This window comes from Vibrio sp. D173a (assembly GCF_030248475.1).
The window spans coordinates 26844-44308 of the sequence record NZ_JAHGAH010000118.1; the positions used below are offsets into that span (position 1 = coordinate 26844).

The following is a 17465-nucleotide window of genomic DNA, read 5'->3' on the forward strand; positions in this document are numbered from 1 at the left end:
AACAATATGTATAGTCTTAAACAAGAAAATGTGGGTCATAAAACTATAAATATTGTCACTACTAACAATGTGGGTTCTTCCCAACCACAATTCAAGGCTACACTAAAAAAATTCTGCAAACCTTAAACTAAATCAATAAATACTAAAAAATCTCGATAAAAATTGGGTAGCGACAAGCGCTACCCACACAATTTTTAAACGAATGTCATTATAGCCAAGCTTTAATGCCATATTGTCCTTCGAGCATACCTACTGCAAGCATAGCGACCAAACAGATAACAAGTACACCTACAGGGATCACAATCTTGTCTACAAATGACAGGCGAGCTGCGCGCCCTTTATCACCAATTAGACCGTTGTTGTCTAGAAGCATCGTCAGTGCCCAAGCAAGAACTGGATTAACAACTGCTGAACCAAAGATACAGATACCTGCTGCTTGAGAATCTTTTGAGTCTTTCACCATTTGCATACCTGCTTCAAGTAGAGGTAGAGATACACCTACAAGAAGAGCAACACGCATTACTGGTGGCCATACCGCGATATCCATTGGGAAACCAAGGATTGCGATGATCATTACTAGAAGACCAAGAAGGATAGCACCGCCAGGAATAGGGCGTTTCGCGATCGCTGCTGGGATCATGTAAGTACCCCAAGATGAAGTGATGTTACCACCACCTACTGCCGTACCTACCATTTGACGGATAGAACACATTGTCATTGTGTCATCAACGTCCATCAGTACTTTTTCAGTCTTTTTAGGGTAGTTAAGTTCTTGGAATATACGGTGACCTAGGAAGTCAGGAGACCACATCGCTACAGCAAGGATTGCAAACGGTAGTGATGCGATGAAGTGTTCCATATTAGGAAGACCTAGCATCCAACCTTCTTCAGTGCTGCCCCACCAGTAAACTGGGTTTAGGTTAGGAAGACCTGTTTCAGTAACGAATTTAATATCGAAACCTGCGCCTAGTACTAAAGCGATTGCAAGGCCAGTGAAAGCACACACTGGGATTGCTAGCCAACGCTTGTTCACTTTTGCAAGAAATGCGTACAGCGCGATAGTCACTGCTAGTACGATCAGACCAACATAACCCATGCTGCCCGCTTCAACAGTAGAAGATTGTAGACCAACCGCCCATTCTTGAATCGAAGTGATTTGGCTCATAGTACCCGTTAAGCCCAAGAAAATAAGCAAGCCGCCGGCTGTACCTTCTGAGGTGAGGTTTACTAGCTTGGAGCCACCTTTCAAGGCACTAAGTAGAAGACCAAATACACCGATTAGAATTGCCAATGCAAGAGGGTGAGCACCAGCAAGAGCGATGGTACCAATAAGAGGGATCATTGGACCGTGGTTACCTGCAAGGTTGGCTTTAGGGTTAATAAAACCAGAAGCAAGTACACAGAAAAGGAGTGCAGGGATAAGCATTTCTACACGTGCAACTTCGATTGCAAAATCTTTGCCTAAGTTTACGTGGTCCCATGCTGCAGTAAGACCTTCAGCCCAAGACATCATTACCGCAGAGTACATCGCGATAATACCGATAGTACCAGCAAGTGCTGGAACAAGGTCTTCAAGCTCAAAGCGGAAGTCACGACCTGGCAAGTTTAAGCCAAAACGACGTGGCTTCATTATTTGTAGTTCGTGGTCTAGGTAGTCTGAACGGCTTGCGAACTCAGATGATGGACGGTGAAGCTCGCGGTAGCTTTTAGTCTCAATATCCGAATCAGAGTGCGCTTTATTCACTGCGTCTGACATAGATTCCTCATATATTTAAAAGTTATGAATTCTAAATTGAATTGTGTGTTTTCCGCTTCTTGCGGCACTTCCTATGCTAGCTATTATTAGATTTGTCACACGAATACTACGTGCCTAAGCATAGCTAATAACTCGTTGTGTTGAGGCACAAAAAATTCCTCATCATTGACGCGGAGTCTAACAAGATAGCCCTTTGGGGTGATTGATTTAGATCACTTTAAGAATAGATGTGAAAGAAAACTACAGAAAGTGTCTGGCATGCGAACAGGCTGGTGATTTAGTGTGTAATTCGATTACACAAGTTGCATAAAATTAGACTTTGTTTTGCAGAAATAATGCTCAATTGAACTTATTGATGCCATTCATAGATGGAACAAAAAGCTGGCTTCATTCTTGCTTAATACCGAGCAGAGACGATTTTTTGGCTAATCATTGCCGCTCAGTTTAGGAAGAAGACATGAAACAGCTTAAAGTACTGCCGCTAGTGGCAATTATTTCGGGATTAATGGTCGGTTGCGGTGGTGGCGGTGGCGGTGGCGGTGGTGGCGCCAGCAAAACACAATTGAGCTTTACATTTGTTAAAGCGCAAGAACAAAGCATTCAAACAAGCTGTAAAGTATTTTCTCGTAAATATGAAGAGGTCGAAAATGGCAATACTACCGACGTGAATTCTTCTTTACTTGTCGCATATCCGATAAAAAATGCGTTAGATAGTCAACTATCCATCATTTTCTCCGATGACAAAGGTATTTTAGACGAAGAATCAAGAAAGTTTGTCAGTAACGGTAAGGTCAATTTCTACTTTGAAGATGTACCTGTAGGAGGGTACGTTACAATTACCGAGCGTGTAGGCTTTGATACCTACGCTACATCTTATTCACAGAAGTTTTTGCTTCAAAATAAGAAAGTATTGAAGGATATCATTTTAACGGCTGTTTCTCCTTTGCCGACAGATAGCTGTTTAACGGGGGCTAGCCCTAAGGTGGAAGATAGAAATTCCCTGAAATACATCAATTCTGAAGATATTTTGGACGATGATGCCGCTGTTTTGCCTTATTACTTTATTTCTAGCATTGAGACTGAAACATCAAACAACCCACAAACCAATAGTCAAACAGACTTCCAAGCTCTGGACTCTGACGTGACTATGATCGCTCAATACCGTAATAGTACTCCGGCTTCTTTATTCCAATATGGTTTTGAAGATTGGAAAAGCGGCGAGATAGAGATGCGTTACACTGGTGAAGACGAGCCGATCCGTCGAAACTCAACATTAAGTTTCGGTAGTGTTGAGATTGGCGTGTCTTACAGAGAACAACTCAAAACGCTCGCAAAAATAGATAGCTCAAAAAATGTTTTTTACCATCCTGAAAGTTTGAGTACGCATGAAGTATGGTTTGCAACTTCGGAAGCTCAAGTGATAAATGAAAGCTCTGGTTGGAACGCGACGCTTAATGTACCAATTGATAGCTCGTGGCAGTTAACGTTAGATGAATCTGATTTGTTCAATGTTTCAACATTATCGACAGCAAAACCTACTTTGGCAAATAACGCTAATGGGACGCTATCTATAGAGCTTTCAAATAACATATCTATCAATGATTCTGTTAAAGGCATTCAACGAGTTGCTTTAAGACCAAGTCGCGATGCTGTGGATACAAAATTACATGTAATTTACTCATTACCAAAAGATACTGTAGTTGTGCCTAATATTGAGCGCATTAGCGCAGGTGATTTAACTGCTTATGAGCTTAAGCAAGATTTCTGGTTCACCAGTGATAAAAATGTTTTAAATGCTCAGTATGTTATGGATACATTCCATGCCACAGCTCTTTCAGGTGTGGACAAAGATGCTCACGGGCTAATCATTGATGAGGTCACTAGAGATGAGGCTAAATCGGAGGCCTCTCAGCTACGTTCTTTACATTTAGTAAGATAGCTTACATTGTTAACACTTTTGTATCTTAACTAGCCCCTCTCGTGAGGGGCTTTTTTATGTCAATTATTCAACAAAAAAAGAATATAAAGCTAAATATTGCATATTAATCTGATTGTTGTATCTATCTATTCGAATTGTTTAGGTTAATAATTTGTTGCAACTTGCAGTGGGTGGTGATAGTTTGTTTCAATTCAAAGAGGGCGGAGTCCCTTATTGCAGTGATTAAAACACAGGGAGTAAGGCGCAATGAATGACGTACCAGCGCTAGATATCAAAGACCTGCACAAAACATTTGGACAGAATGAAGTTCTTAAAGGCATTTCACTTGCCGCCCACAAAGGAGATGTTATCTCCATCATTGGCTCTTCCGGTTCTGGTAAGAGTACCTTCCTAAGATGCATTAACCTTCTTGAAACCCCAACTGCCGGCGAAATCTGGGTAAACGGTGAGCTTATCCAAATGAAAAATAACCGAGCATGGGAGTCCGTTCCTGCCAACGAAAAGCAAGTACAGCGCATTCGCTCTCGTTTAGCCATGGTATTTCAAGGCTTTAACCTTTGGTCACATCTAACCGTTCTAGAAAACGTGATTGAAGCACCGGTTCATGTTCTTGGTGTACCGAAAGCGCAAGCGATTGAAAACGCGGAGCTGCTTTTGAAAAAAGTTGGGCTATATGAACGCAAAGATTACTACCCAGGCCATCTTTCTGGTGGTCAGCAACAACGCGCCGCTATTGCTCGTGCGCTTGCAGTAGATCCTGAAGTGATGTTGTTCGATGAGCCAACCTCTGCACTCGACCCTGAGTTGGTTGGTGAGGTTTTGGGGGTAATGCGAGATTTGGCAGATGAAGGGCGCACCATGTTGGTTGTTACCCATGAAATGGCATTTGCGCGTGACGTATCTAACCATGTGATGTTTTTACATCAAGGCCTAGTGGAAGAGCAGGGAGATCCAGCTAAGCTATTTACAAACCCAGATTCGCAACGATTACAGCAATTTATCTCATCTATCTATTAATATTTCTGGGTGGCAGTCTTATGCCACCTAATCAAGCACGACAATCAAAACCAAATAAAAGCAATCACAGGAGTATGGAAATGAAAAAGTGGTTATTAGCAGCAACGCTTGCTGCAACAGCAGTGTCTGGTGTCGCCCAAGCGAAAGAATGGAAAACCGTTCGCTTTGGTATTGAAGGCGCTTACCCTCCGTTCAGCTGGACAGAAACGGATGGCTCTTTAAAAGGCTTCGACGTTGATATGGCGAACGCACTTTGTGAAGAGATGAAAGTGAAGTGTCAGATCGTTGCTCAAGACTGGGATGGTATTATTCCTTCTCTACTTGCTCGCAAATACGATGCAATTATCGCTGCAATGTCGATCACTAAAGAGCGTAAGAAGAAAGTCGACTTCACAGGAAAATACGCACTGATTCCAAACAAGTTCATCGCCAAGAAAGGCGCAAACCTAGACTTTGATAACCTTGACGGTCAAAAAATTGCAGTTCAACGTGCAACCACTCATGATAAATACCTAACAGATAACTACGGCGATAAAGTTGAAATCGTACGTTACGGTTCATTTGATGAAGCCTACCTAGATCTTGCTAACGGTCGTGTCGCAGCAGTACTTGGTGATGCATCAGCACTTGAAGAAGGTGTATTAAACAAAGCGGGTGGTAAAGCGTACGAATTTGTTGGTCCCTCTCTGACGGATCCTAAATGGTTCGGTGACGGCTTTGGTATTGCCGTTCGTAAGCAAGATAAAGACCTAACGAAGAAGCTAGATGCGGCTATCTTGTCACTACGTGAACAAGGTGTTTACCAAGAAATCGCAGGTAAATACTTTAACTACGATGTTTACGGCGAGTAAGCTGTAACTAAGCGACCGTTGGCTTGTTCCTAGAAGTAGCTAACGGTCGATCTTTTGAGTTTAGGGATTAGGAACTCACCTATGCTGGATCTACAAGGATATGAAGCCTCGATCTTAAAAGGGGCTTTAGTAACCATAGAAGTCGCTGTACTTTCACTACTTTTAGCCATGATTCTCGGTATGCTTGGTGCGTTAGCAAAACTGGCGCCTTACAAGTGGGCGAGAGCCATAGCTACACTTTACACCACCATTATTCGTGGCATTCCAGACCTTGTTTTGATGATGCTGATTTTCTTCGGTGGTCAAATTCTATTAAACAACAGTCTTTATTCGATTAATGAGACACTCAACGAGTGGTTCACTGCAAGTGACCCTAATCATGAGTGGACTTCTTACTTACCTGATTATATCGACGTCAGTCCTTTTATTGCTGGCGTGCTGACCATTGGGTTTATTTTTGGTGCTTACATGGCTGAGACGTTCCGTGGTGCGATCATGGCCGTAGACAAAGGCGAATTAGAGGCGGCAAAAGCTTATGGCATGAGCCCGTTAATGTCGTTTCGCAGAGTCTTATTACCTCAAATGATTCGACATGCCTTACCTGGGTTTGGTAATAACTGGTTGGTTCTACTGAAAACGACGGCATTGGTTTCCATCATCGGTTTGGAAGACATGGTTCGTATGAGCTCATTGGCAGCAGGTACAACCAAGATGCCGTTCACCTTCTATATGGCAGTCGCGATAATCTTTTTGTTCTTTACTAGCGTTTCGACCGGTTTACTTAAGTTGGTGGAACGTAAATTCAGTATTCACGCGAGGTAAGCCATGGATTTTTCATTGATAATTGAAAGCTTCCCGGTTTATCTTGATGGATTGTGGACGACAGTATGGCTTGTTGCGTTAGCGCTGGTGATTGGTCTATGTGTATCAATTCCTCTAGCTATCGCGCGTAACAGCACGAATTACGCATTAAGTTTGCCATCATGGGCATTTATTTACTTTTTCCGTGGGACTCCATTGCTTGTGCAGCTCTACCTTATCTATTACGGTATGGACCAGTTCTCCCCGGTGAAAGATACACTTTGGGAAAACGCGTGGTTCTGTGCGCTGGTGGCTTTCGTACTGAATACATCAGCCTATACGGCTGAAATTATTCGTGGGGCAATTAATGGTTTGTCTAAAGGTGAAGTTGAAGCCGCTAAAGCATACGGTATGAGTAAGTTTATGACTTATCGCCGCATTATTTTGCCAAGTGCTTTGCGTCGTGCATTGCCAGCTTACTCCAATGAAGCGATCTTCATGCTTCATGGCAGTGCGGTCGCGGGTATTATTACCATTATGGATCTGACAGGGGCTGCTCGTTTGGTGAACTCTCGATACTACGCACCATTTGAGTCATTCTTAACTGCGGGGCTGTTTTATATGGCATTGACCTTCATTATTTTGTGGTGTTTTAAAATGGCAGAGAAGCGCTTCTTGGCATACCTAAGGCCGTTAAGCTAAATCGTCACCAGCAAAATAGTGAATGAAAAGAAAAAGAGCGCCGATTGGCGCTCTTTTGGTTTTTTGTAAAGTGATTTGGCTATTGGAAAGTAGACCAGATCGGGGCGTGGTCAGAAGGCTTTTCAATACCACGTAGTTCATAATCGATATCTGATTCAACACACTTTTTCGCCAGCGATGGTGTCGCCAGAATAACGTCGATACGCAGGCCTCTATTATCATCGAAACCGCGAGAGCGATAATCAAACCATGAGAAACGGTCATTGACTTCTGGGTGCAGGTTACGGAAAGTATCTTCGAAGCCCCAGTCTAATAAGGTTTTCAACCACTCACGCTCTTCCGGTTGGAATGAGCATTTCCCTGTTTTTAACCAACGCTTGCGGTTTGGTTCGCCAATTCCGATATCTGAATCAATTGGGCTGATGTTAATGTCGCCCATGACAATCAATTGTTCATCGTTAGAGTGGTGATCGTTCAGATAAGTCATCAAATCTTTGTAGAACTGACGTTTATATGGGTACTTGGTTTCGTGAGCGATGTTGTCACCTTGAGGGAAGTAACCATTTAGAACCGTTACCTTCTCTCCGTTCTCATCTTCAAACGTCGCCATGATCATGCGCTTTTGATGTTCTTCATTGTCGGTTGGAAAACCTTTTTGAACGCTGATTGGCTCATGTTTACATAGCATTGCCACGCCGTAGTGCGCTTTCTGGCCGTGAAAGTAAACTTTGTAACCCATCGCTTCGACATCTTCGATTGGGAAAGCTTCGTCGTGTACTTTGATTTCCTGAAGGCCAATAACGTCTGGCTGGTGCTTGTCGATAAGCGCTTGTAGTTGATGCAGACGCGCACGAAGTCCATTGATGTTAAAGCTAATTACTTTCATTTTTTATCCTTCTCAAGGGGCGTGTTTGCGTATGATGTTACCATTGCAACGGGAAGGTGCAAATGGTTCTCATGTAAGGGGGGAGGAGACTAGTGAGACAAGGCCAAATTGCTAGTTGCTACTGTGCTTTAAGTTTGTTTTCCAGATCATTTTGCACGATCTTTAGCGCTTTGAGTGCAGTCTCAGGATCTATCTCGTTGGTTTCGAGCAGGTAAATTAAATCAACCGCGAGTTTGATCTCTGCTGGCGCGTCGTCGAGAGGAGATTTTGGCTGTTCTGACATTACTGGTTCTTTTCCCTATGAGTAATTTGGTTCTCTAATTTAAGCAGGGCTGCTTCGCAACGTTCTAGTCGTTGTTCGGTGGCGAGCAAGACTTTCTGAGCCTCTGCTCTAGCAAAGCTTGGTGCCATTTCGACCGCTCTTTGCTTCTCTAATACCATTTCGCGTAAACGGCGAGCCCACTCTTGATGCTGTGCCAATTCCTGGTACATCACATTGATGGGTTTTCGGAAGTGGCTGCTGTGTTTGATCTCACCTTTACGAATCTTAGTCGTGGAAATTTCACGTTGAATCGCGGTGATTTGTGCTACCAGACGCTCGGTTAAGTACTCAGCTCGAAGGGCTGTGAGCTTTCCTTCATTTTGCTCGCTGATGATAGCATCCAGTGTTGCATTTGCCTCTTTAACACATGGCGTAAGCAAACGAGAACGGCAATGAAACAAGCGCTCATCAAAAAGTGGAACATGATGTTCGCCGCGTTGGCGATCAAGCATGGCTGCTTGATTAGACATCTGATTTAAGTTTTCAGAAAGTTGTTTAATGTTCATGTTAATCCCACAAACCACGCGTCATAGGCAAGTTTTATCGCCAACACACTGACCACAGTGACAAACACTGGGCGAATGAATTTGGAGCCAAACCGAATAGCGGAATGTGCGCCAACAAAAGCGCCAGCCATTAAACAGACTCCCATGGTTAAGCCTAGAACCCAGTTGATATGACCTAAAACAGCAAAAGTGATGAGAGAAGTAAAGTTGCTGGTGAAGTTCATTGCTTTTGCTAGGCCTGACGCAAGCAAGATGTTCAATCGATAAAGTGCCATCGAGCTTACTGTCCAAAAAGCACCGGTACCAGGGCCTGCTAGACCATCATAAAAGCCAATCGTAAACCCCTGTGCATACTGTTTTTTATTTAGCATAGGGCACGGCTCTGGTGTTGGGCTCTGATGTGTTGATTGCGGTGTTTTGTGGAATACGGTGTACATGGCGGCCGCAAGAATAATAAGAGGTAAAACCTTCTCTAACCATTCTGTACTAATAGCATCAACAAACAGCGTTCCTAATGTCGCGCCAATGAGGGTGGCTACAAACGCTCTTCCCCAGCACTGTGGTTTGAACAAGCGCTTTCTATAATAAGTAAAAGCGGCAGTGGAAGAAGCAAAAGATGCGGCTAGTTTGTTGGTTCCTAATGCAATATGTGGCGGAAGTCCTAACGATAGCAAAGCGGGGACAGTAAGCATGCCTCCGCCACCGGCTACAGCATCAATAAATCCAGCAACAAAAGCGACTAGCGCCAAGACCAACAGCATGGTTGGCTCAATCATTTCCATAAATAATTATTCTTCTAATATTCGATCTTGCGTTTAAACGGCGGAAGCGAGTCAATTAAAGCTTGCCCGTAGCGTTTTGTTACTAAACGTCTATCAAGGATGGTCACTCTACCAGAATCGCGTTCTTTGCGCAGTAAACGACCGACACTTTGAATCAGCTTTTTGCTCGCATCAGGAACGGTGATCTGCATAAATGGGTTTCCTCCTTTCTTCTCTATGTATTCCGAGTGAGCCTGTTCTACCGGAGAAGTAGGGACTCCAAATGGAATCTTAGTGATGATGAGGTTTTCTAGTAGTTCACCCGGTAAATCAAGGCCTTCTGAGAAGCTTCCTGTACCGAAAAGAATGCTAGTTTTCTGCTGATCTACGAGCTTTTTATGTTTTTTTAGAATTTCTGCGCGTGAACTTTCGCCTTGAACTTGTAGTGCCCAGCCTCGTTTTATGAAGTCTGAACTTAACGCATCCGCCACTTGGTTCATTTGCCAATAAGAGGAGAATAATACTAAGTTTGCTTTGTTGTCTTCTAAATACTTAGGCAAAATTTCAATAAGATATTCGGTAAATTGCGGCGCTTGAGGCTCGTACCTCATTGCCGGAATCAAAAGCTCGGCTTGGTTTTGATAGTCGAACGGAGAAGCCAATGCTAAGAACTGAGTGCCAGACTCAGGTTTTGCATCGACACCAACTTGATGACAGAAATAGTTGAACGAGTTCAGAGCTCGCATTGTCGCAGATACGAGGACTGCACCAATACAGCGGCTCCAGATTTGTTGATCGAGTTGCCAGCCAATCTCTAGTGGAGAAACACTAACAATGTAATCACCTTCTCGGTCTGGGTGTTTTTCCAGCCATCGGGCCAAAGGGGCACCTTTGTCACGGGTAGGCTCTGCCATCAGATTCCACACCTGTGCAAGGTTTTCCAGGCGCTGAATGTAAAAACCCAATTCAGCGAGTGCAGGTTCTGCCAACCTTGATGAAAGTTCGCCATCTTTAACTCTTTCAGCAATAAGATCGGCGATCTTCGCAACACTTTGGTTTGCTTTTTTACTCAGTTGTTTGAGGTCTTTAGATTGGTTTTCTAACCACTCTGGCAGCTCACCATGTTCAAAGCGATAAATGTTTTCTTCAAACTGTGCAGGATCGAACTGTTTGGTTAGTTGGCTCAGTGCTGGGATGAGCTCTTGCACCGATTCCTGCAAATCATTGCGAAAACGCGCGACACGTTTCTCGTCTGCTAGAGATGAAAACTTACTGGTCGATTGATTAAGCTTTTCCAACCAAGCCGCTGCACCTTTCAAACTCGCAGAGGCGGATGCATGGTCGCGAGCAACATGGGGTAGGTGATGGGCCTCGTCAAAAACATAAATCGTGTTTTCAGGTTCAGGGAGAATCACGCCACCGCCTAAATCAGCATCAGCCATAACTAAAGAATGGTTCGCTATGATGACATCATTCTTGTCTAACTCTGAGCGAGCTTTCTGAAAAGGGCAGTTTCGATGGGCTGGTAAGCTGTTATTGCAGCTGTGCTTATCACTCACAATAAGCTGCCATAGACGATCATCTATTGGTTTTGGCCAAGAGTCACGGTCGCCATCCCACTTACCTTGAGCAAGAGAACGATACATGGTCTCTAGGAGTTCGATCTCTTTTTTCTTAGGTTTGGTCTCAAACATTGCGAGCTGGCCACCATCCACACCACTGGCTGTAGCAAGCTTTTCTGCGCAGCAATAGCGTTGACGTCCTTTAGCAAGAATAAAAGAAAACTCTCGATCCGTAATTCGGCGGAAAAGAGGTAGGTCTTTATTCACCAATTGCTCTTGCAAGGCCACTGTCGCAGTTGAAATCACTACTTTGCGGTTGTTGTAAACCGCGACAGGAATCGCCGCCATTAAATAGGAGAGTGACTTACCGATACCGGTTCCTGCCTCGGCTACCAGCATTCGATTTGATTTGTGGTATTGCCCGCATAGCGTTTTTGCGATCTCAGCGACGAGGTAGTTTTGTGCTCGTCTCGGAACAAAGTTATCCAGTTGAGCTTGCAAGTTCTGATAACTGGTTCGAATCGATTTTTGGATGTTACTGGTTAGCATACGGGCCTCAAGTACGTTGGAGGCGCATATTAGCACACATCACTGGTTCGACAGTAGTTCACAAAATGGAATGCTTTTGTACGGAATGTAGATCTTGTTCACAAAAAAATATTGAACTCAAACTAAATGAAAATAATTTCATTAGGTAAAAAATATAAAGCTTCAAAAATGCCATTAATGTAGTTAGATATTCTGTTTTGTTATGTTATTTTGCGATTTAAGGGTGTTTTGTGTTTGTTATTTATGAATCACTAAATTAAGAAAAATCAAGTTTGTAGTTTAGAACTTCATCGAATAATTTAAATGTAAATTTTTAAACTATTGTTTTTAAAGTATATTTTTGTTCTTTGATATTTATATTTAGAAAATTTGACAGGCAGAATAATCTTTTGCACTCTAGTGCCCAGATTTTGCAGACCAATCATTGTTACGTTTCGATAACAAGCGGTTTCAAAAATATAAAAAAAGGGAATCGGACAAGGATATCCCGAACTAAGAAAAGGCAGTGGATTAATTATGAAAAAGACTCTAGTAGCTCTAGCAGTAGCAGGCATCTCTACGTCTGCACTAGCAGCAGGCAACATCTACGACAACGGTACGACTTCTTTCAACCTTAAAGGTGAGATCGATACTTACGTAAGTACTGTAGAAGGCAAGGAAAACGGCGCAACTACAACTAAACGTGATGTAGACGTTGATCTTTGGGCTAAGATTCAAATCGATTCTGAGCACAAACTAAACGAAGACGTAACTCTATTCGGCTCATTTGAGCTAGAAAACGGTGAGTTCTTCGATAAAGACAGCAGCTCTGACCACGCTCGCGTACGTACAGATGACCTATACTTCGGTGCTTACTTCGGTGACAACTGGGGTGTGGCTCTAGGTGAAGTTGGTGACTTCGGTGACTCTCTAGACGCAATCACTATCGACAACACCAACGAAGGTCTTGGTTACGTTGATGATTTCGTAAAATCAAAAGAAAGTGCTGGTCACGCTGTTTCAGTTAAAGGTAGCTTCGACAAGCTAACTGTTATCGCTGATGCATACCTAGATCAAAACGAGAAAATTGACACTGCATTCGGTCTATCTGCACAATACGCAATCAACGAAATGTTCACTGTTGGTGCTTCTTACCAAGATCAAGAGAACCGTGACGTTGCTGGTACTGATTACCAAGTAATGGGTGCAGCTGTTCGTTTCAACATGGACAACTTCTCTGCTGCAGTTAACTACGTTGCTGAAGAACTAAACAAAGCTGACCAAGATACATGGTCTGCAGTAGCTGCTTACCAAATGAACGAAGCACGCGTTTACACTTCATTTGGTTTCACTGATTACGAAGGTGACCACGACCAGTCTTACTACACGTTTGGTGCTGACTACGCTGTAACTGGCAATGTTCTAACGTTCATCGAATACACTGCAAGCGAAAACGACGAGAAAAACGTTTCTAAGAAAGAAGCTGACCTAGTTGTTGCTGGTGTTTACTACACGTTCTAATCTCAGAACTTAAGTAGATATAGTAAAGGTCGCATTTATTGCGGCCTTTTTTATATTAAAAGCTTGTATCTCCTTAGGTACCTGAAAGCATGAACCAAGTGAGTACATGAAGATTTATGAGACTTGAATGCGTTTACCAATTATCTACAGTCAAGGATGTAGAAATGGTTGGCTTTTCAGCAATGATTTCCTCAAACTGTGATGAATGGTAAGCGATATTTAACTCTTTTGATGTAATTAATTGAATTTTAAGGTTATTAGGATATGAGACTGAAAGCTTGGACTGTAGCATTTGTACTTGGGTTGTTTGGTACAACAGCGAACGCAGACACAACAAATAGAGCTGATACTTCAGCAACCCTAACCACCGCTCAAGGCGTTCAAGTGCTGTTTGTAAATGGCGTTAGCGCGGATGATTTGAGTGAACCGTTTGGTCTTGTTGATGGCTCTAACCAAGTAGTTGTAAAAGTAAACAAAGCGATTGGGCGTGGCGATAAACGTACTCAAGTTTACTCTGCACCATACATTCTTGGTTTTAGTTCTGGCGCGGGTGAGCTTTATATTGATGCGCCATCTTTTAGAGAAAAACGTCAGGCATACAAGCTGTTTGAGCAAGATAAAATGGACTGGAAAGTAAGTTTCAACGAGAAGTCTATTGATTACTCGCAATATAAAATGCCAGGTGAGAAAGGCGCGTTCCCTTATTCAAACCTTGATGAGCAACTAGCGGTGTACAATGAAGCTAATGGCGTTTTCTTTGCAAACGGTAAGAGAGTCGAACTGTCTGAGCTACAAGCAGCGACGGCTGTAACAGCAACCAGCAAAAGCGCGCAAAGAGTAAAATCACCCGTAACAAAAGCGAAGATTGCCTACCTAGAAATGACAGACGAAGAACGTCAAGCATTCATGAAGTGGGTTGCTCAACAATAATCGTTATTGGTAACGACAAAAACTAAAAAAGCAGGTGATAGCCTGCTTTTATGTTTTTTGAGGTTTAAGCCTAGAGCTTTACTTCTCGCCACTCCCCAGGTTTTAAATCGTCAAGAGCAATACCACCCATCGAGTAACGAACTAAACGCAGTGTTGGGAAGCCAATGTGCGCGGTCATACGTCTTACCTGACGGTTTCTCCCTTCTATAATAGTGATAGCTAACCAAGTAGTCGGAATGTTTGCTCGAAAGCGGACAGGCGGAGTTCTTTCCCAGATCTCTGGCTCAGGCATCACTTCTACTTTTGCTGGTAATGTCATGCCATCTTTCAATTCAACGCCTTTACGTAGTTTCTCTAAGTCCTCTTCAGTCGGAGCACCGTCTACTTGCACCCAATAGGTTTTTGGTGACTTTGATTGAGGTTGGGTCAACTTAGCCTGCAGAATACCGTCGTTAGTGAGCACCATCAAACCTTCGCTGTCTCTGTCTAATCGGCCTGCCGCATAAACATCTTTTACAGGAATATAATCAGCTAGCGTTTTACGGCCATCGCCATCAGTAAATTGGCTTAACGTGTCATAGGGCTTATTGAAAATGACCACCTTACGATCTTCGGGTGCAATACGCGGTTTAGCGGATTTTGAAGAACGGGTAGGGCGACTAGGTCGATTTTTAGCCTGTCCATTTGAATGATTTGGCTTACCAGAGCGTTTAAAATGGCTCGGTTTGGAATGGTTACTACGGCGACCTTTTTCATGACCCGTGCGAGATGACATGTTAACTACCTTGCAAAAATGTAAATGAACTGTGTTTGAAAGTTTTATGTTTTCTTCTTATCGGCTATCATTTGCGCGCCTAAAACTAACAAAAGCGCACAGAATAATAGACTATTTCGTGTTATTTGTTTAATGATATAGCCAAGTTGCTTTTAGTGAGGTGTTTTTGCAAAAGAACTTCATGAAAGCAAACTTGGCACAAAGTGCACTCATGGATAGAGAGCCATAGAGCTTCAAACTATAAGAAAGAGTGCAAACCGCATGTCGCGTTGGTGAGGAGGAATGCACTACTAACGTTAAGCACTGCGTAAATTCAACGAACTCAGTTGCTGAGTTGTTCAGCTTAGTTGAGTAAAAAATAGGGAAATTTCATGCCTACAGAAAAACCTACAATTATCTACACAATCACTGATGAAGCCCCGGCGTTAGCAACCTATTCATTACTACCAATCATTCAATCGTTTACTGCATCGTCTGGCATTAATGTAGATACTCGTGATATTTCGTTAGCAGGTCGTATCATCGCTAACTTCCCAGAGCATTTGAAAGAAGAGCAGCGCATCGGTGACGCGCTAGCAGAACTTGGCGAGTTGGCGAAAACGCCAGAAGCAAACATCATCAAACTTCCAAACATTTCTGCATCTATCCCGCAGTTAAAAGCTGCTATTAAAGAGTTGCAAGCGAAAGGCTACGAGCTACCAAACTACCCAGAAGAGCCAGGCACTTACGAAGAAGAAGCGATCAAAGCGACTTACGACAAAATCAAAGGTAGTGCGGTTAACCCAGTTTTGCGTGAAGGTAACTCAGACCGTCGTGCACCACTTTCAGTGAAGAACTACGCAAAGAAAAACCCGCATTCAATGGGCGCGTGGTCAGCAGACTCCCAATCTCACGTTTCAAGCATGGCTGACAACGATTTCTTCGGTAGTGAAAAATCGACGACTATCTCAGGTGCTACCGACGTTAAAATCGAATTTGTTGCTGCTGATGGTTCGGTAAAAGAACTTAAATCAGCATTCCCTCTGCAAGATAAAGAAGTGATCGATTGTTCAGTAATGAACAAGAAAGCGCTTGTTGAGTTCTTCGAGAAAGAAATTGCAGAAGCAAAACAGCAAGATGTACTGCTCTCTCTACATATGAAAGCAACCATGATGAAGGTATCGGACCCAGTTATCTTCGGTCACGCAGTTAAGGTTTACTACAAAGACGTATTTGCGAAATACGGTAAGCTGTTTGAAGAGCTAGGCGTTGATGTAAACAACGGTATCGGTGACGTATATGCGAAGATTGAAGCGCTACCTGCAGAACAAAAAGCAGAAATCGAAGCAGCTATTCTTGCGGTATACGAAACGCAACCAGCACTAGCTATGGTGGATTCAGATCGCGGTATTACTAACCTAAACGTACCAAGCGATATCATTGTTGATGCTTCTATGCCTGCAATGCTACGTGCTTCTGGCCAAATGTGGGGACCAGACGGCAAGCAGAAAGATACGAAAGCAATGATTCCAGATCGTAGCTACGCGGGTATTTACCAAGCGGTGATCGACTTCTGTAAAGAGCACGGTGCGTTTGACCCAACAACAATGGGTAGCGTTCCAAACGTCGGTCTAATGGCCCAAAAAGCTGAAGAGTACGGTTCTCACGACAAGACCTTCATCTTAGATGCAGCAGGCAGTGTGCGTGTTGTAGATGCTTCTGGTGCGGTTCTTCTTGAACAAGCGGTAGAAGAAGGTGACATCTTCCGTATGTGTCAGGTGAAAGACGCGCCAATTCAAGATTGGGTGAAACTTGCTGTTACTCGTGCTCGTGCTTCAGGTGCTCCAGCAGTATTCTGGCTAGACGAAGCTCGTGCTCACGATGCTGAACTTATCAAGAAAGTAAATGCGTACCTCCCTGAGCACGACACTTCAGGTTTAGAGATCAAGATCCTGGCACCAATCGACGCATGTAAATTCTCTCTAGAGCGTATCAAAGAAGGTCTAGACACCATTTCGGTAACAGGTAACGTACTTCGTGACTACTTAACTGATTTGTTCCCAATTCTGGAGCTTGGTACTTCTGCGAAGATGCTATCTATTGTGCCACTAATGAATGGTGGTGGTTTATTTGAAACGGGTGCAGGCGGTTCAGCTCCTAAACACGTTCAACAGGTAGAAAAAGAAAACCACTTACGTTGGGATTCTTTGGGTGAGTTCCTTGCACTTGCGGCATCTCTTGAGCACCTAAGCACGGTTGCTGGCAATGCAAAAGCACAGGTACTTGCCGATGCACTTGATAAAGCAACGGGTGAGTTCCTAGACAACAACAAGTCACCATCACGTAAAGTTGGTGAGTTGGATAACCGTGGTAGCCACTACTACCTTGCGTCTTACTGGGCGAAAGCACTCGCTGAGCAAACGGCAGATGCTGATCTAGCGGCTGAGTTTGTGCCAGTAGCAGCCGCGCTTGCGCAGCAAGAAGAAGCGATTGTTTCCGAGCTAAACAATGCACAGGGTGTGAAAGGTGAGCTAGGCGGTTACTATTCACTGGATGATGCGCTAGCTTCTAAATTGATGCGCCCGAGCGCAACGCTGAACGCAATCATCAATAAATAACCTTGTACGCG

Annotated in this window: 15 protein-coding genes; 8 read left to right on the plus strand and 7 right to left on the minus strand. The window is 43.5% G+C overall.

Going from position 1 to position 17465, the window contains the following annotated elements; genetic code table 11:
• Positions 1 to 208: 208 nt before the first annotated feature.
• A complete protein-coding gene (locus KIV40_RS13245; protein ID WP_134977794.1) occupies positions 209 to 1756 on the minus strand; it encodes a DUF3360 family protein in 1548 nt (515 codons plus the stop codon).
• A 457-nt stretch (positions 1757 to 2213) separates the two neighbouring features.
• Here KIV40_RS13245 and KIV40_RS13250 point away from each other — a divergent pair, with 457 nt between their 5' ends.
• The 5 genes from KIV40_RS13250 to KIV40_RS13270 all read left to right on the plus strand — a co-directional run bounded on the left by KIV40_RS13250 (position 2214) and on the right by KIV40_RS13270 (position 7066).
• A complete protein-coding gene (locus KIV40_RS13250) occupies positions 2214 to 3695 on the plus strand; it encodes a hypothetical protein (RefSeq protein WP_285349626.1) in 1482 nt (493 codons plus the stop codon).
• A 246-nt stretch (positions 3696 to 3941) separates the two neighbouring features.
• Entirely contained in the window at positions 3942 to 4712 is a 771-nt protein-coding gene (locus tag KIV40_RS13255; RefSeq protein ID WP_285349627.1) for an ABC transporter ATP-binding protein, read from the plus strand.
• 80 nt (positions 4713 to 4792) lie between these two features.
• Positions 4793 to 5563, plus strand: coding sequence for an ABC transporter substrate-binding protein (locus KIV40_RS13260; RefSeq protein WP_285349628.1), 771 nt, complete (start codon positions 4793 to 4795; stop codon positions 5561 to 5563).
• Positions 5564 to 5644: 81 nt separating this feature from the next.
• The gene (locus tag KIV40_RS13265) at positions 5645 to 6385 is read left to right on the plus strand and encodes an ABC transporter permease (protein WP_012127410.1); all 741 of its coding nucleotides are present in this window, start codon (positions 5645 to 5647) and stop codon (positions 6383 to 6385) included.
• Between the two features lie 3 nt (positions 6386 to 6388).
• Positions 6389 to 7066 carry an ABC transporter permease gene (locus KIV40_RS13270; protein WP_285349632.1) on the plus strand — a complete coding sequence of 226 codons (678 nt, stop codon included), beginning with the start codon at positions 6389 to 6391 and terminating at the stop codon, positions 7064 to 7066.
• Positions 7067 to 7145: 79 nt separating this feature from the next.
• Here KIV40_RS13270 and xthA read toward each other — a convergent pair whose 3' ends face one another.
• The 5 genes from xthA to dinG form a co-directional block, all read right to left on the minus strand.
• A complete protein-coding gene (gene xthA / locus KIV40_RS13275; protein WP_285349633.1) occupies positions 7146 to 7952 on the minus strand; it encodes an exodeoxyribonuclease III in 807 nt (268 codons plus the stop codon).
• A 118-nt stretch (positions 7953 to 8070) separates the two neighbouring features.
• Positions 8071 to 8235, minus strand: a complete 165-nt coding sequence (rsmS, locus tag KIV40_RS13280; RefSeq protein ID WP_005431885.1) for a pleiotropic regulatory protein RsmS — start codon at positions 8233 to 8235, stop codon at positions 8071 to 8073.
• Positions 8235 to 8780 carry a primosomal replication protein gene (locus KIV40_RS13285; protein ID WP_285349635.1) on the minus strand — a complete coding sequence of 182 codons (546 nt, stop codon included), beginning with the start codon at positions 8778 to 8780 and terminating at the stop codon, positions 8235 to 8237. Before KIV40_RS13285 ends, rsmS begins: the two co-directional genes overlap by 1 nt.
• Positions 8777 to 9562 carry a TSUP family transporter gene (locus KIV40_RS13290; RefSeq protein ID WP_038889197.1) on the minus strand — a complete coding sequence of 262 codons (786 nt, stop codon included), beginning with the start codon at positions 9560 to 9562 and terminating at the stop codon, positions 8777 to 8779. The genes KIV40_RS13285 and KIV40_RS13290 overlap by 4 nt, the downstream gene beginning before the upstream one ends.
• Before the next feature lie 14 nt (positions 9563 to 9576).
• Complete coding sequence (dinG, locus tag KIV40_RS13295; protein ID WP_081233788.1) at positions 9577 to 11652, minus strand: ATP-dependent DNA helicase DinG; 2076 nt, start codon at positions 11650 to 11652, stop codon at positions 9577 to 9579.
• Positions 11653 to 12168: 516 nt separating this feature from the next.
• On the opposite strand from dinG, the gene KIV40_RS13300 reads away from it, so the two are divergent.
• A complete protein-coding gene (locus tag KIV40_RS13300) occupies positions 12169 to 13152 on the plus strand; it encodes a porin (protein WP_134977994.1) in 984 nt (327 codons plus the stop codon).
• Positions 13153 to 13416: 264 nt separating this feature from the next.
• Positions 13417 to 14082 carry a DUF2057 domain-containing protein gene (locus KIV40_RS13305; protein WP_285349636.1) on the plus strand — a complete coding sequence of 222 codons (666 nt, stop codon included), beginning with the start codon at positions 13417 to 13419 and terminating at the stop codon, positions 14080 to 14082.
• A gap of 70 nt (positions 14083 to 14152) precedes the next feature.
• On the opposite strand, the gene KIV40_RS13310 is transcribed toward KIV40_RS13305, so the two are convergent.
• Complete coding sequence (locus KIV40_RS13310; RefSeq protein ID WP_045377869.1) at positions 14153 to 14857, minus strand: pseudouridine synthase; 705 nt, start codon at positions 14855 to 14857, stop codon at positions 14153 to 14155.
• A 371-nt stretch (positions 14858 to 15228) separates the two neighbouring features.
• On the opposite strand from KIV40_RS13310, the gene KIV40_RS13315 reads away from it, so the two are divergent.
• Positions 15229 to 17454 carry an NADP-dependent isocitrate dehydrogenase gene (locus KIV40_RS13315; protein ID WP_285349638.1) on the plus strand — a complete coding sequence of 742 codons (2226 nt, stop codon included), beginning with the start codon at positions 15229 to 15231 and terminating at the stop codon, positions 17452 to 17454.
• Positions 17455 to 17465: the final 11 nt, after the last annotated feature.